General features: G+C 73.0%; 9 protein-coding genes. 3 read left to right on the forward strand and 6 right to left on the reverse strand.

Annotation, left to right across the window (positions count from 1 at the left end; all coding sequences use genetic code 11):
* Positions 1 to 9: 9 nt before the first annotated feature.
* From ACSRUE_RS03825 to ACSRUE_RS03835, 3 genes are all read right to left on the reverse strand, one after another.
* Entirely contained in the window at positions 10 to 1215 is a 1206-nt protein-coding gene (locus ACSRUE_RS03825) for a glycosyltransferase family 4 protein (protein WP_441289826.1), read from the reverse strand.
* The gene (locus ACSRUE_RS03830; protein WP_441289827.1) at positions 1212 to 2582 is read right to left on the reverse strand and encodes a phenylacetate--CoA ligase family protein; all 1371 of its coding nucleotides are present in this window, start codon (positions 2580 to 2582) and stop codon (positions 1212 to 1214) included. The genes ACSRUE_RS03825 and ACSRUE_RS03830 overlap by 4 nt, the downstream gene beginning before the upstream one ends.
* A gap of 329 nt (positions 2583 to 2911) precedes the next feature.
* Positions 2912 to 6853, reverse strand: a complete 3942-nt coding sequence (locus tag ACSRUE_RS03835; RefSeq protein ID WP_441289828.1) for a serine/threonine-protein kinase — start codon at positions 6851 to 6853, stop codon at positions 2912 to 2914.
* Positions 6854 to 6983: 130 nt separating this feature from the next.
* On the opposite strand from ACSRUE_RS03835, the gene hisC reads away from it, so the two are divergent.
* Entirely contained in the window at positions 6984 to 8066 is a 1083-nt protein-coding gene (hisC, locus tag ACSRUE_RS03840) for a histidinol-phosphate transaminase (protein ID WP_441289829.1), read from the forward strand.
* 16 nt (positions 8067 to 8082) lie between these two features.
* Here hisC and ACSRUE_RS03845 read toward each other — a convergent pair whose 3' ends face one another.
* Together ACSRUE_RS03845 and ACSRUE_RS03850 are read right to left on the reverse strand one after the other, a co-directional pair.
* A complete protein-coding gene (locus ACSRUE_RS03845; protein ID WP_441289830.1) occupies positions 8083 to 8820 on the reverse strand; it encodes a hypothetical protein in 738 nt (245 codons plus the stop codon).
* A 317-nt stretch (positions 8821 to 9137) separates the two neighbouring features.
* Complete coding sequence (locus ACSRUE_RS03850) at positions 9138 to 10331, reverse strand: cytochrome P450 (RefSeq protein WP_441289831.1); 1194 nt, start codon at positions 10329 to 10331, stop codon at positions 9138 to 9140.
* Between the two features lie 42 nt (positions 10332 to 10373).
* Between ACSRUE_RS03850 and ACSRUE_RS03855 the strand changes: the two genes are divergently transcribed.
* Positions 10374 to 11120 carry a helix-turn-helix domain-containing protein gene (locus ACSRUE_RS03855; RefSeq protein WP_441289832.1) on the forward strand — a complete coding sequence of 249 codons (747 nt, stop codon included), beginning with the start codon at positions 10374 to 10376 and terminating at the stop codon, positions 11118 to 11120.
* 87 nt (positions 11121 to 11207) lie between these two features.
* Entirely contained in the window at positions 11208 to 12380 is a 1173-nt protein-coding gene (locus ACSRUE_RS03860) for an aminotransferase class V-fold PLP-dependent enzyme (RefSeq protein ID WP_441289833.1), read from the forward strand.
* A gap of 167 nt (positions 12381 to 12547) precedes the next feature.
* Here the strand turns inward: ACSRUE_RS03860 and ACSRUE_RS03865 are convergent, their stop codons facing one another.
* On the reverse strand, positions 12548 to 13795 hold the full coding sequence (locus ACSRUE_RS03865; RefSeq protein ID WP_441289834.1) for a phosphatase domain-containing protein: 1248 nt from the start codon (positions 13793 to 13795) through the stop codon (positions 12548 to 12550).
* Positions 13796 to 13818 lie beyond the last annotated feature (23 nt).

Genomic DNA, 13818 nt, shown 5'->3' on the forward strand with positions numbered 1-13818 from the left:
GGTGCGCGCCTATCCTCTGGCGTGATCGCGCCTGGATCGACCATTCCCGAGAACCTCGTCATAGAGGTCCTCGTACGCTCGCGCCATGCGGTCGATCCCGAACCGCTCCATCACCCGCGCCCGCCCGCGCAACCCCATCTCCGCGCGATCCTCCCGCACGGCCACCGCCTCGAGCGCGCCCGCCAGGGTCTCCGGCGCTCCGGGCGGCACCAGCATCCCTGTCTCGCCATCCACCACGATCTCCGGATTGCCCCCCACCCGCGTCGCGACGATCGGCAACCCCGCCGCCGCCGCCTCGATGAGCGTCAGCGAGATCCCCTCCGTCAACGACGCGAGCGCGAACACATCGAACGCCGGCAAGAGCTCCGCCACGTCCCCGCGCGTCCCCGTGAACGTCACCGCCCCGCCGAGCCCGAGCCGCGCCGCCTGCGCCTCGAGCGCCGGCCGCCGCGGGCCGTCGCCGATCAGCGTCAGATGCGCGTCGGGCCGCGCCGCGCGGAGCCGCGCGAAGGCGTCGAGCAGCGTCGCGTGATCCTTCTCCGGCGACAGCCGCGCGACGCACCCCACGTGGTAGCCCGTCGCCGGCACCCCGAGCCGCGCCCGCGCCGCGCCCGCGTCGCCCGGCCGGAACACGTCCGTGTCCACGCCGTTCAGGATCGTTACGACCTTGGCCGGGTCGACGTGCTCCACCTCGAGCGCGACCGCCCGCGTGTCGTCGCTCACCGCCACCACCCGGTCCGTGAGCGCCGCGGCCAGCCGGTTGACCAGCACCTTCCGCTTCTGCTTCGGGAAGTTGCGACCGTGCTTCGTGTGGATGACGCGCGGCCCGCCTCCGCCCGGGAGCGCCGCCGCCCGCAGGAAGCCCGCCGCGAGCGCGCCGTAGAGGTGCGGCCCCGGGTTGTGCGTGTGCACGAGCCCGATCCCCTCGCGCCGCAGCCACGCCGAGAGCCTGAACGGCAGCCCCGGGTCGAGGCCGGGCTTCCGCGAGAGCACCACGAGCGGCACGCCGAGCCGCGCCAGCTCCTCGGCCAGCGCGCCGGGCTCCTGGAGCGCGCACACCACCGGCGCGAACCGGTCGCGCGCCATCCTGTCGAGCAGCCGGAGCACCACCCGCTCGAGCCCACCCACGTTGAGCGAGAGCACGACGTGGGCGACCTTCGCGGGCCGGCCCGGCGCGGCAGACGGCGCCGGCCGGACCCCGGGCGCTCCGATCACGCGGCGGCCCCGCGGCCGAACTCGATCGGCACCTCGGTCATGGTGAAGCGGAACTTCCCCCCCGAGGTGACCGGGATGTCGCTGACGAGCTGCACCCGGATGTCCGCCCGCTCCCCGAGGAACCGGCGCAGATCGCGCTCGATGGCCTGCGACGTCTCCGGCCCGTACCCCTCGCCAGGGATGATCTTGATCGTGATCGCCCGCGTCTTGTCCTGGTGGACCTGATACCGCTCCACCGTCGGGTTGTCCTTGAAGAAGTAGGGGAAGAACACGGACGAGAGGAGCTGGCCGTCCGTCCCGACGATCATGTCGAGCACCCGCCCCTCGACCGAGGCGAGCAGCGGCAATCCGCGGCCGCACGAGCAGGCCTTGTCGGCCGCGACCACCACGTCCTCGTTCTTGTAACGCAGCAGCGGCATCGACCGGCACACGAGGTCGCTCAGGATCACCTCGCCCGGCTCGCCGGGCCGCGCGTGCCGGCCGCCGCGCACCACCTCGAGGAAGACGTTCTCGATGTTGAGGTGCTTGCCCTCGTGGCGCTCACACTCCGCGCCGATCAGCATCATCTCCCTGCACCCGTAGCGGTCGTAGACCGGCGCCTGGAACGCCCGCTCGATCACCTCGCGCTGGTGAGGGAAGAGCCGCTCCGCCGTCGCGATGATCCCCCTCGGCGTGGGCAGCCGGCGCCCCGTCTCGAGCGCATAGCGCGCCGTGTAGTAGAGAGGGCTCGTGTACCCCACGACGAGGTTCGGCTGGTAGCGCCGGATCTCGTCCACCACCCCCGCGAGCCGCTCCTCCGCCAGGTTCCACGCGCTGACCGTCTTCTTCCGGATCAGCGCCTCGTGCAGCGTGCGCTTCGCCTTCTTCCAGCGAGGCTCCAGGGTCGGAATCCCCCAGATGTACAGCTCCCTGTCCCCGATCCGGCCGCCAGCCCACGCGTCGGAGCGCAGGGCCGCGGCGCTTCTACACTCGTACGTCGCGTGATCGTAAAAGAAGCGCGCCGGCTCTCCGGTCGATCCGCCCGTACCGCTCCTGAAGAGCTTGCCGCGCCACCCATCCGCGATGAGCTCGCTGCCATGCGCGCGGAGATCGGCTTTGGTCAACACCGGAAAGCGCGCGAGATCCTCGGGCGCGTGCACGTCCTTGACCCGCACCCCGTATTCGGCGAAGCGGCGCCGGTAGAAGGGCACGCTCTGCTCGGCAAAGCGGAGGGCGGCCAGCATCTTTCTCCAGTTGAGCTCCCTGAGCTCGCGCTCCGGACGCCACTGGGACCGCTCCAGCTCCCCCAGGTAGGCCAGCGTGGCTCTCCCTCGGAGTTTCGTCTCGTAGAACGGAAAGAGCACGTTCCGAAAGAGGGCTGAATACATGGCTGCTGAGGATTCTTTCGAACCTCGGCCACACAGTCAAGCAGCCGCGGCCGGGTCGCCGCTTCCCCACGCGCGCGCCACCCACGCGCGCCACCCACGCGCGCCACCCACGCGCGCCCACCCACATGTCGCGCACGCCACGCCACCCGCGGCCACGATTGGTTACCGCGGAGATGGCGAGAGTGAACTCCTCATGACAGCGGCTCAGCTCGATCCGCTCACCGCGGCGCGGTGACACGCGCGCAGCGAACCCCCTCGCCCGCCGGCGCAGCCGGGCGAGCGAGCACACATCCGCTCTTCCGTCCACAGCGCGGCCGCGACTCGGCGCCTCACTGCAGCGTCGGCTCGGCTTCTTGCTGCCAGAGCGCCGCCAGCGCGAACGTCTTGGCGTTCTCCGGCACGGCCTGGCAAAAGCTCTCCCGCCGCGCCGGGTCCTGGATCCATTGCGCCCGCGCGACGAGCCGCTGCATCGCCACCGCGATCGCCTCGCGCGCCGCCTCGTGGTGGCCGCTGGCGCGGAGCGACTCGGCGTACACGAGCCGGATCTGCGCCTCGCCCTCCTCGGTCCCGCCGACCGACACGAGCAGCCCGAGCCCGCGCCGGGCCGCCTCGAGCGCCTCCTCGGCCCGGCCCTGCTCGAGCAGCACCCGCGCGCGCACCGAGAGCGCGTGCGCCTGGAGCGTCGGCACGTGCGCCAGCATCGCCACCGCCGCCCCCGCCTCGTTGTCCGCCGCGTCGAGGTCGCCGAGCCGCGTCAGGATCGCGGCGAGGTACGCCCGCGACCGCGCCTCCTGCCGCCGGTTCGCCTGCGCCACGAAGGCGTCGATCGCCTCGGCCGTGGCCGCGCGCGCCGCGCCGAGATCGCCCTGCTGGATCCAGAGCAGGCCCTGGTTCTGCTTGGCGAACGCCGCCACGTTGTAGAGCCCGAGCCGCCCCGCCTCCGCGAGCGCGTCGCGCAGCTCGGCCTCGGCGCGGCCGTACACCCCGAGCTGCAGCAGGCAGTGCGCCGCGTTCACGCGGCTCAGGCACGCGTTCCTGAGGTCGCCGGTCTGGAGGTAGGCGGGGATGCTCTGCTCCGTGCACGCGAGCGACGCCGCAGGGTCGCCGTAGCAGAGCGCCCGCGACGCCCGGAGCGCGTGGATGCGCGCGGCCACCGCCGCGTCGCGCTCGGCGAGCGGCATCGCCACCCGGGAGAGCTCCTGCACGATGTCCTCCGCCGCGGCGTACTGGCCCCCGTGCAGGAGCGACCCGGCGATGCGCGCCAGCGCGCTCACGGAGGCGCCGGTCGCCTCCGCGACGTCGATCCACGAGCCGCGATCCCCGCTGCCCGGGCCGGCCCCCCGGAGCTCCTCGACGAGATCCGCGAGGCGGTCGCCCATGCCGAGGCGCACGCGCATCGACGCGGCCTCCCCGGCCGCCGCGTACCAGAGCGCGCTCTTCCGGGGGAAGCCCCGCATCGCCATGACGGCGCACCGCTCGGCCTGGGAGGCCTCGCCGAGCCACTTGTGCGCCTCGGCCTGGACGAGGCGCAGCGCCGCGAAGAGCTCCCCGTCCACGTCGGCGCTCGCGGCCCCCTGCTCGGCGCGCTGGATCGCGGCGCGGAAGTCGTTCGCCCCGAGCGCCTGCTCCGCCGCGCGCCGGAACCAGACGACCGCCCGCTCGGCGTCGCCGCCCCGCTCGAAGTGGTCGGCCAGGAGCGCCGCGTCGCGCTCGCCGGCCGCGTCCAGCCACTCGCCGGCGAGCAGGTGGCCGAGCGCGCGATCCGCGTCCGTGAGGGTCGCGTACGCCGCCTCGCGCACGAGCGCGTGCCGGAACGCGTACTCGTGCTCGCTCCGGAACTTGCCCTCGCCCCGCCGCGCGATGAGCTCGCGATCGACGAGCACCGCGAGCCACCCGTCCACCTGGGGGGCGCGGCGCTCGCCACCGAGCAGCGCCATGAGCCCCCCGCGCCAGAACTTCTGGCCGAACACGCTCGCGGCCCGGAGCACCCGCCGCGCCTCACCGTCGAGCGACTCGAGGCGGGCCTGCACCATCGACAGCACCGTCTCGGGGAGCGCCTCGGTCCGGCCCGAGGCGGCGGCGCGGATGAGCTCTTCCAGGTAGAACGCGTTGCCCCCGGCCCGCTCGCACAGGCGCGCGCAGAGGTCGGGCGTCACGGCGTCGCCGAGCACCTCGCGCACGAGCCGCTCGCTCCCCCGCCGCCCGATCTCGCGCAGCCGGAGCTCCTGGACGCCGCGCGAGACCCACACCTTCGGGAAGACGGTCTCCACCTCCGGCCGCGCCAGCGCGAGCACCATGAGCGGCTGGTCGCGCAGCGCGAGGGCCGCGTCGATGAGCTTCACCGTGGGCACGTCGCCCCACTGGAGGTCCTCGAGCACGAGGAGCACCGGCTCGGCCCGGCACTCGGCGAGCACGAAGTCCTCGAAGGCGCGGCGGATCTGGTCGCCCATGAGCATCGGGTCGCTCCGCGCGGCGCGCAGCTCCACCCGGCCCTCGTCGGAGAAGCGGATCCGCGCCACCTCGCCGAGGAACTCGGTCACGCGGTCGAGGTCGGCGCCGCTCAGGTACCGGCCCACGCGGGCGCGCAGGCGCTGCTCGCGGACCTCCTGCGGCTCGCCGCCCGAGAGCCCGGCCTCGCGGCGGAGCATCTGGCGCAGCATCCCGAAGGGCGAGCCGGCGCTCATCGGGTCGGCGTGGCCGAGCCAGACCTGCACCCGCTCCTTGCGCTCCTCGACGCGGCGCAGGAACTCGTAGCGCAGCCGGCTCTTGCCGAGCCCCGCGGGCGCCGTGATGAGCACCGCGCGCGCGGTCGGCTCGGAGAGGCACTCGTCGAGCACGGCGTCGAGGATGGCGAGCTCGTGGTCGCGCCCCACGAACGGCGTCGTGCGCCCGAGCAGCGTCCGCGCGGCCTCGACGAGGTCGCGCTCGGCGCGGAGCACGAGGCCGGTCGCGTCGCCGCCGACCTCGAAGCGGGCGTCGAGCAGGCCGGCCATCACCTCGTCGAGGCGGATCGACCCGCCGTCGGCGCGGTCGAGCAGCCGCACGGCGCGGTCGATGGTGGGCCCCATCGGGAGCTGGTCGTCGGCGGAGCCGCGGCCGGCGACGAGGGCCATCTGCACGCCGGGCAGGAGGTCCCGCACCTCGATCGCGCACCGCGCCGCGCGGGCGGCCTGGTCCGTGATGAGGCCGCGCCCCTCGAGCGTGATGAGCAGGAGCCCGTCCGCGAGCGTTTGCATGGCCCCGCCGAAGCGCGACGCCACGCGCTTCACCTCGTCCTCCGGGACGGTGCGCGCGAGGGGCATCGTCATCGGGAGCGTCATCGGCAGGGTGGGCCCCTGCCACGAGGGGGCCTCCGGCGCCCCCATGCGCGCGAGCATCAGGCACAGCGTGCGCCGCTCGCCGGTCGTGAGCGCGCTCGCGCGGCGGCTCGCGGGCGCGGGGGGGGTGCTCTTGATCTCGCCGACGCGGAGCAGCTCGAGGGCCACGGCGGCGCCGTTCGCGGGCCGGTCCGCCGGGGCCTTGGCGAGCATGCGCGCCACGGCGATGTCGACGTTCTCGGGGACGTCGGCGCGCAGGTCGCGGAGGCGCGGCGCCTCGTCGAGCACGACGCGGAGGAGGGCTGTGTGGATGTCGTCGCCGACGAACGGCGGGCGCCCGGTGAGGCAGTGGAACAGGACGCAGCCGAGCGCGAACACGTCGGCCTGGGTCCCGACGTCGCGCTCGCCGCGCGCCTGCTCCGGCGCCATGTAGAACGGCGTGCCCATCACGACGCCGGTCATCGTGAGGGGCGCGAGCGACGTGAGGCGGGCGATGCCGAAGTCGAGGAGCTTGACCTGCTCGGCCGACTTGTCGACGAGGTACAGGTTGCTCGGCTTGAGGTCGCGGTGGACGACGTTGTGGCGGTGCGCCTCGGCGAGCGCCTCGGCGACCCGGAGGCCGAGCGTGACGCTCTCGGCGATGGTGAGCCCGCGCCGGCGCAGCCGGTCGCCGAGGCTCTCGCCCTCGAGCCACTCGAGCGCGAGCCAGGGCTCGCCGCTCTCGGTGGCGCCCTGCGCGATGTACCGGACGATGCCGGGGTGCCGCAGCTCGGCGAGCACCTGCGCCTCGCGCGCGAAGCGCTCGCCGTGCTCGAGGCCGCGGCCCGACATGACCTTGAGCGCCGCCGTCTCGCCCGTGTGCCGGTCGAGGGCGCGGTAGACGGAGCCCATCCCGCCCGACCCGGCGAGGCGCTCGATCAAGAAGCGGTCGGCGACGATGTCCCCGGGTTTCATCGGGACGGCGAGTATCACACGGAGGGCGCGCCCAGAGGCCAGATCCCGGCAACTCCCGGCGACGAACCCGCGGCAGGGCGCCGGCGAGCCGGCTCACTCCCCACGGCCAAGGTGTGATAGGGTGCGCGCTATGCCTGCGCTAGTTCTGCCCTCCGTCGAGCTGCTTTCGCCGTACGAGACGGGGAAGCCGCTCGACGAGCTCGCGCGCGAGCTCGGCGTGACGGACGCCGTGAAGCTCGCCTCGAACGAGAACCCGCTCGGCCCGAGCCCACGCGCCCTCGAGGCGGCGCGCCAGGCGCTCGCGAACGTGCACCTCTACCCGGACGGGGCGGCCTACCGGCTGCGCGAGCGGCTCGCGGCGGTCCACGGCGTCACGATGGAGGAGATCGTCCAGGGAAACGGCTCGAACGAGCTGCTCGACCTGATCGTGCACGCCTTCGCGACGCCCGGGTCGCACATCGTGTTCGCCGACCCGGCCTTCGTCGTCTACAAGCTCGCCGCGCTCGCCTACGGCGTCCCGTTCACGGCCGTGCCGCTGCGCGACCTGCGGCACGACCTCGAGGCCATGGCCGCGGCCGTCACGCCGAAGACGCGGCTCCTGTTCATCGCGAACCCGAACAACCCGACGGGCACGCACGTGGGCCGCGCCGCGGTCGAGCGCCTGCTCAGGGAGCTCCCGCCCGAGGTGATCGTGGTCATGGACGAGGCGTACATCCAGTACGCGGACGCGCCGGACTTCCCGGACTCCATGCGCCTCCGCGGGCTCCGCGAGCGGCTGCTCGTGCTGCGCACCTTCTCGAAGATCTACGGCCTGGCGGGCTTCCGCGTCGGCTACGCCGTGGGCCCGGTCCAGCTCGTCGACTACCTGAACCGGGTGCGCGCGCCGTTCAACGTGAGCGCGCTGGCGCAGGCGGCCGCCGTCGCGGCGCTCGACGACGCCGAGCACGTCGAGAAGAGCCGCGCGCTGAACCTCCGCGAGCGCGACCGGCTCACGCGCGAGCTCACGCGGCTCGGGCTGTCGGTGGCGCCGAGCCAGGCGAACTTCGTGCTCGTGGACGTCGGGCGGCCGGCGCGCCCGGTGTACGACGCCTTGCTCCGGAAGGGCGTCATCGTGCGGCCCTTCGGCAACCTGCCGACCAGCCTTCGGGTCACCATCGGCACCGAGCGCGAGAACCAGCGCTTCCTCGACAGCCTGTCCGCAGCGCTGGCCTGACCCGGCGAGCGGCGCGCTACCAGCGCCTCGCCTCCGGCGGCGCGCAGCGCACTGCAGCGCGCAGCATGCCGCCGAGGCGCAGCGGAACGAGCGTGATGAGCCCGGGCTCCTCCGCGGCGCCGGGGCGCGACGAGAGAAAATAGCGCACCGATGGGTTCTCGTGGACGTGCAGGAAATCGCAGCCGCCCGCCGGCTCGGCCGCCATCTGCCCGACCTCGAAGACGAACGGGCTACCTCGATCGTTCGCCTCGGGGTCGAACGAGGAGGCGAGCCTGGACATGAGATCGTCCGCGCCCTCCAGCGGGCTCGTGCGCGCGATGTCGAGGAAGCGCGAGAACAGCGCATAGCTCGACGGGTGAGCCTGCGAGCACAGGCAAAACACGGGTCGACCCGGGTGGACGAGCATGTACCGGATCAGGCGCAAGAGGACGTGGCGGAGGACGACATCGTCGCCGACGTGCTCGCCGAGCGCCCCGGACTCGCCGCGGAAGATCGCGATCTGCGCGCCGGAAGGCTCCGGATCCATGATCTGAACCGCGAAATAGCCGATGATCTGGCCGCCAGCGCCCCTGTGGACCACGACGGCGCCGTGCTCCGCGCCAGCGTCGATGACGTGGGTGGCGAAGCTCTTCTCCCGCCGCGCGCCCTCGAAGATCACGCGGCGTAAGCCATAGAGCTCGTCGATGAGGCGCTGCCTCTGATCCGGCGACATCTCCCGCGGAACAAGAACCTCGACGGAGCTCTGGTCTTTCATCGAATCCTCCATGCCTGCCCATCCCGATCGCCCACCTCGGCCGCGGGACGGCGGTCCGCTGGGCGCCGTCAGCGTCGTTCATGCGGTCGACGCCGGCGCCATCAGCGCCATCGGATTCAGCAAGGGTGGTGCCACCGGTGCGAGGAGCGGCGATGACGCCACAGCTGTCCCGCGTCGCCGGCGTCCGAGCCGCGCGCGGCGCGCTCGCCCGAGCTCGGCGACGCGGCGGATTCAGGCGTCTATCGCTGTACAGGGGCTGCGTTCGCCGGAACGCACGGCGGAGCGGGTGAGGCCGGCGAGCATCAGGCCGGCAGGCATCAGCCTGGAGCGCCGCCGAGGCGCGGCCCCGGCGTGAAGCGGATCGGCAGGCGGGTCGGGCCGTGCACGTGGATCGCCCGGCGCGGCTCCCACGGCGCGTCGCTCGCGAGCTCGAGGCCGCCGAGCCGCGCGACCAGATCGGAGAGCGCGACCCTCGCCTCGAGGCGCGAGAGCGGCGCCCCGATACAGAAGTGAATGCCGTGCCCGAACGCGATGTGCGGGTTGGGATCGCGCCCGATGTCGAAGCGGTCAGGGTCGCAGAATTGCTGCGCATCTCGGTTGGCCGAGCCGATCATCGCCAGCACCGCCTTGCCGGCGGGGATCACCTGGCCGTGCATCGGGACATCGCGCCTCGTCACGCGGAACATCGCCTGGACCGGCGAGCGGTAGCGCAGCACCTCCTCGATCGCGGAGGGCAGCAGATCGGGCGCGGCGCGGAGGCGGGCGAGCTCGTCCGGGTGCTCGAGGAAACACAGCATCGCGTTGCCGATCAGGTTCGTTGTCGTCTCGTGGCCGGCCACGAGGAGGAGCTGGAAGAAGCCGAGGATCTCGTCCTCGTTCAACCGCTCTCCGTCCACCTCGGCCTCGACGAGCCTGGTCAGGAGGTCATCCTCGGGCGCCGCCCGCCGCTGCTCGATGAGGCCTCTCAGGTAGGCCTGCATCTCGGCCGTCACCGCGGCGAACTCGTCGAGCACCCGGGCCGCCTCCCCGCTGCCGGAGGCCGTGGTGCTGAGGTCCAGGATCACGTCGCTCCAGCGCTTGAACCGCGGCTGGTCCGCGATCGGGGCGCCGAGCATCTCGGCGATCACCAGGAGGGGGAGCGGGACCGTGTAGTCCTCGGCGAGGTCCATCTGGCCGCTCTCGATCGTCCGGTCCAGGAGCTCGCGCGACAGCCGGCGGACGCGCGGCTCGAGCCCCGCGACCGCGCGCGGGGTGAAGGCCCGCAGGACGATCGCGCGCAGCTTGGTGTGGCGCGGAGGGTCGGAGAAGATGAGCCACTCGGCGGTCCTGGAGCCCGACGGCGACACGACCGAGCTGAACGCCTCGTGATCGTGGAGCGCCCGCTTCACGCCGTCGTAATCGAAGATCATCCACGCGTCGGACGGCGCGTAGTGGAGCACGGGAGAGCGGCTCCGGAGCTGGTCGTACGCGGGGTAAGGGTTGCGGCGCATCTCTTCCGAGAACAGGTTCATCACTCACGACCTCCAGCGGAGGCCAGGGTAGGATCAGGGTACGTGGGTCGCTTGAACGAATCCCGGATCGGCGCCGTGATCGCGGACGCCTTCGCGGTGCGCGCCTCGACGGCGATGAGGTCGACCCCCCACGCCGAGCACGGCGCGGCGCTCCTTGTGGGGATCGAGCGCGAGGTGATCGTGACCGAGCCGGGCGGCGCGGTCGTGCGCGGGCGCGCGGTCGTGGTGCCCCCCGACCTGTGGCACGCCGCCGCGAGCCCCGGACCGACGCTCGGGTTCCTGTACGACCCCCACGAGATGCCGCACGTGGCGGCTCATGCGCGCTTGCGCGGCGGCCCCTGTCCGCTCGAAGGCCGGCTCCTCTCGCGCCTCGACGGGGCCGTGACGGCGCACCGCGCGTCCCTGTCGCGCCCCGACGTGCTCGGCGGCCTCGCGCGCGAGGTCGCGTCCTGGCTCGCGAGGGAGTCGCCGCGCGTCGCCCTGGATGGGCGGGTCGCCCGCGTCCTCGAGGCGCTGCGCGATCCGGCCGCGGACCGGCGCCACGCGGTCTCGCGCGCCGGGGTCTCCGAGGCGCACCTGCAGGCGCTGTTCGTGCGCGACGTGGGGCTGCCCATCCGCACCTTCCAGCTCTGGCGCCGGCTGCTCGTCGCGCTCGGGGCGTTCGCGCGGCTCGACGCGACCGGCGCCGCCCACGCCGCGGGGTTCGCCGACCTCGCGCACTTCTCGCGGACCTGCCGCCGCATGCTCGGCTACTCCCCGAGCGAGCTGCGCAGCGGGCTGATGGAATAGCCCTCACCGCGCTCCACCGGCGAGCCGCCGCGATTGACGTGGAGCTGCCCAGCCGGCAGCGTGTCGGCCTCTCGAGGAGACGACGTCATGACGATGGATATCGCCGCGCTGCGCCGCGACACCCCGGCCTGCGCCAGCGTCCTTCACTTCAACAACGCGGGTTCCTCGCTGCCTCCGGCCGTGGTGGTCGACACGGTGGTCGAGCACCTGCGCCGCGAGGCGACCCTCGGCGGCTACGAGGCCGAGGCGGAGGCGGGCGAGCGGCTCGAGGCGGTCTACGGCGCGATCGCCCGGCTGATCGGCGCGGCGCCCGGCGAGATCGCGCTGGTCGAGAACGCCACGCGCGCCTGGGACATGGCGTTCTACTCGCTCCGCTTCGGCCCTGGCGATCGCATCCTGACCGCGCGGACCGAGTACGCCTCGAACTACATCGCGTTCCTGCAGGTCGCGCGGCGCACCGGCGCGGAGATCGTCCCTGTCCCGAGCGACGAGCGCGGCGCGGTATCGCTGCCCGCGCTCGATCGCCTGCTCGACGAGCGGGTCAAGCTGATCGCCGTCACCCACGTCCCCACGAACGGCGGGCTGGTCAACCCGGCGGAGGAGATCGGCCGCCGCGCCCGGTCGGCGGGCGTGCCCTTCCTGCTCGATGCTTGCCAGTCGGTGGGGCAGCTGCCGATCGACGTCGACGCGATCGGCTGCGATCTCCTGTCGGCGACCGGGCGCAAGTACCTGCGCGGGCCGCGCGGCACCGGCTTTCTCTATGTCCGTCGCGCGCTGCTCGACCGGCTGGAGCCGCCGTTCCTCGATCTCCACGCGGCCCGCTGGACCGCGCCGGATCGCTACGAGCTGCGGCCCGACGCCCGGCGCTTCGAGAACTGGGAGAGCTATGTCGCCGGCCGGCTCGGGCTCGGCGCGGCCGCGGAGTATGCGCTCCGGCTGGGCCTGCCGGCGATCCGCGACCGGGTAGGTGCGCTGGCCGAGCGCCTGCGCGAGCGGCTCTCCGAGCTCCCCGGGGTCGCCGTGCGCGACCTCGGCGAGCGGCGCTGCGGCATCGTGACCTTCACCCGGGCCGGCGAGGACGCCACGGCCATCAAGGCGCGGCTCGGCGCGCAGGCGATCCATGTCAGCGTATCGACCGCCTCCGGGACGCTGCTCGACTTCGAGGATCGCGGGATTCCCGATCTGGTGCGCGCCTCGGTCCATTATTACAACGACGAGTCCGAGATCGACCGCTTCGTCGCCGCGCTCGCCGCGGCCTGAGGAGGCCCGGTGCTGCGTCTGCTTTTCGCTCGCCGTTCTCGACGCGCCTGATCATGCCTCGAAGAACCACGCAAGCAGACGTCCCTCGCCGCCCATGATGCCTGTCAGTCTACCATTTCGAGGCCCGGGCGGCTCTCGGCGCGGCTAGCCTGATACCCCCTGCCCCTTCACGGCTGTCCTGTCCGCAGCGAAGGCGGCAGCACCTCGTTCAGCCGCGCGACGTCGCGCGCCATCTCGAGGCGGCGCGGCTCCTGGTCCGCCTGCGACGGGAACGGGATCGCGGCGAACGCCCCCGCGGCGGCCTCGGCCACGCGCGCCGCGCCCTCGGGGCCGAGGAGGCCGAGCTCGAGGGCCACGAGCGCGGCGCCGATGTACGTATCGAACAGGTGAACGCCGGAGGTCGCGAGCTCCCTCCGCGCGAGATCGGGTGTCGCGACCACGTCGTGGATGAAGATCGCCCTGACCACGTCCGGCGCGAGCTCGAGCATGCGCTGGCCGAAGTGGATATCGCCCTGCCCGCTGTCGCCGACGAAGACGAAATCGTACTCCGGGTACAGCCGCCGGTACTCGAGGAAGTTCTCGAGCTTCTTCTCCGCGATCGTGCGGTTGCCGATGAGGCGCGTGAACGAGCCCGCGAGCACGTTCGCGGCGAGCTGACCGCGCTCGGCGAGCGCCTTGATGGTCGCGTCCTCGACGAGGCCGAGGCGGTCGCCGGGGCGGGCCGTGACGAAGGTCAGATCGCCGGCCCGCCCGGGCACGGGGCCAGGGCCGCGGTCGAGCTCCGCATAGAACTGCAGGACGCCGGGATAGACGGTCTTCTTCGGGTACCGGGCGTCCTTCCAGTTCGCATAGAACGTATCGTCGATATCGGACAGGATCTTCACCTCGCGCCCCGAGACCGAGCCTGAGGCCGCCTCCTGCGCGAAGTGCGCGAGGAGCTCCTCGCGCAGGGAGTCGTCGTCGATATCGTGGTAGAAGAGCTGGTGAAGGTCGCGGTAGCCGCCGCGGCCGTCGAGCGCGTTCTTGAGCCGCGTGACGTCCGCGCCGCGCGTGCCGAGCCAGAGGCGGCGCAGCGCCTGCTCGTCGAGGCTCCCCGTCCGGCCGCGCTGCAGCGCCGAGACGAGCGCCGCGCGCGCCGGGATCCCGAGGTCGCCGAGGCGCTCGGCGGTCAGGAGAGCGAGCAGCGCCGTGCGGTTGTCGGGGCCGATGAGGCGATCGTCGATGTCTCCGAGCAGGGCGGGCAGATCGAGCTGGAGGAGCAGCTGATCGAGCTCGACGGCGGTCGAGCGCGCGAGGATCTCCAGGATCCGCCGCTCGTCGTCCCGATCGGTGTGGGAGGCCATGCGCAGCCGGATCTCGTCGAGCTTCGACAGCACCGACGGGATGGGCGCGTCGGGAGAGGTGTCGATCGTCATGGGATCCTGACAACGTAACCGAT

The sequence above is a fragment of the Sorangium sp. KYC3313 genome (assembly GCF_052075895.1).
GTDB classification, from domain to species: domain Bacteria; phylum Myxococcota_A; class Polyangia; order Polyangiales; family Polyangiaceae; genus Sorangium; species Sorangium cellulosum_B.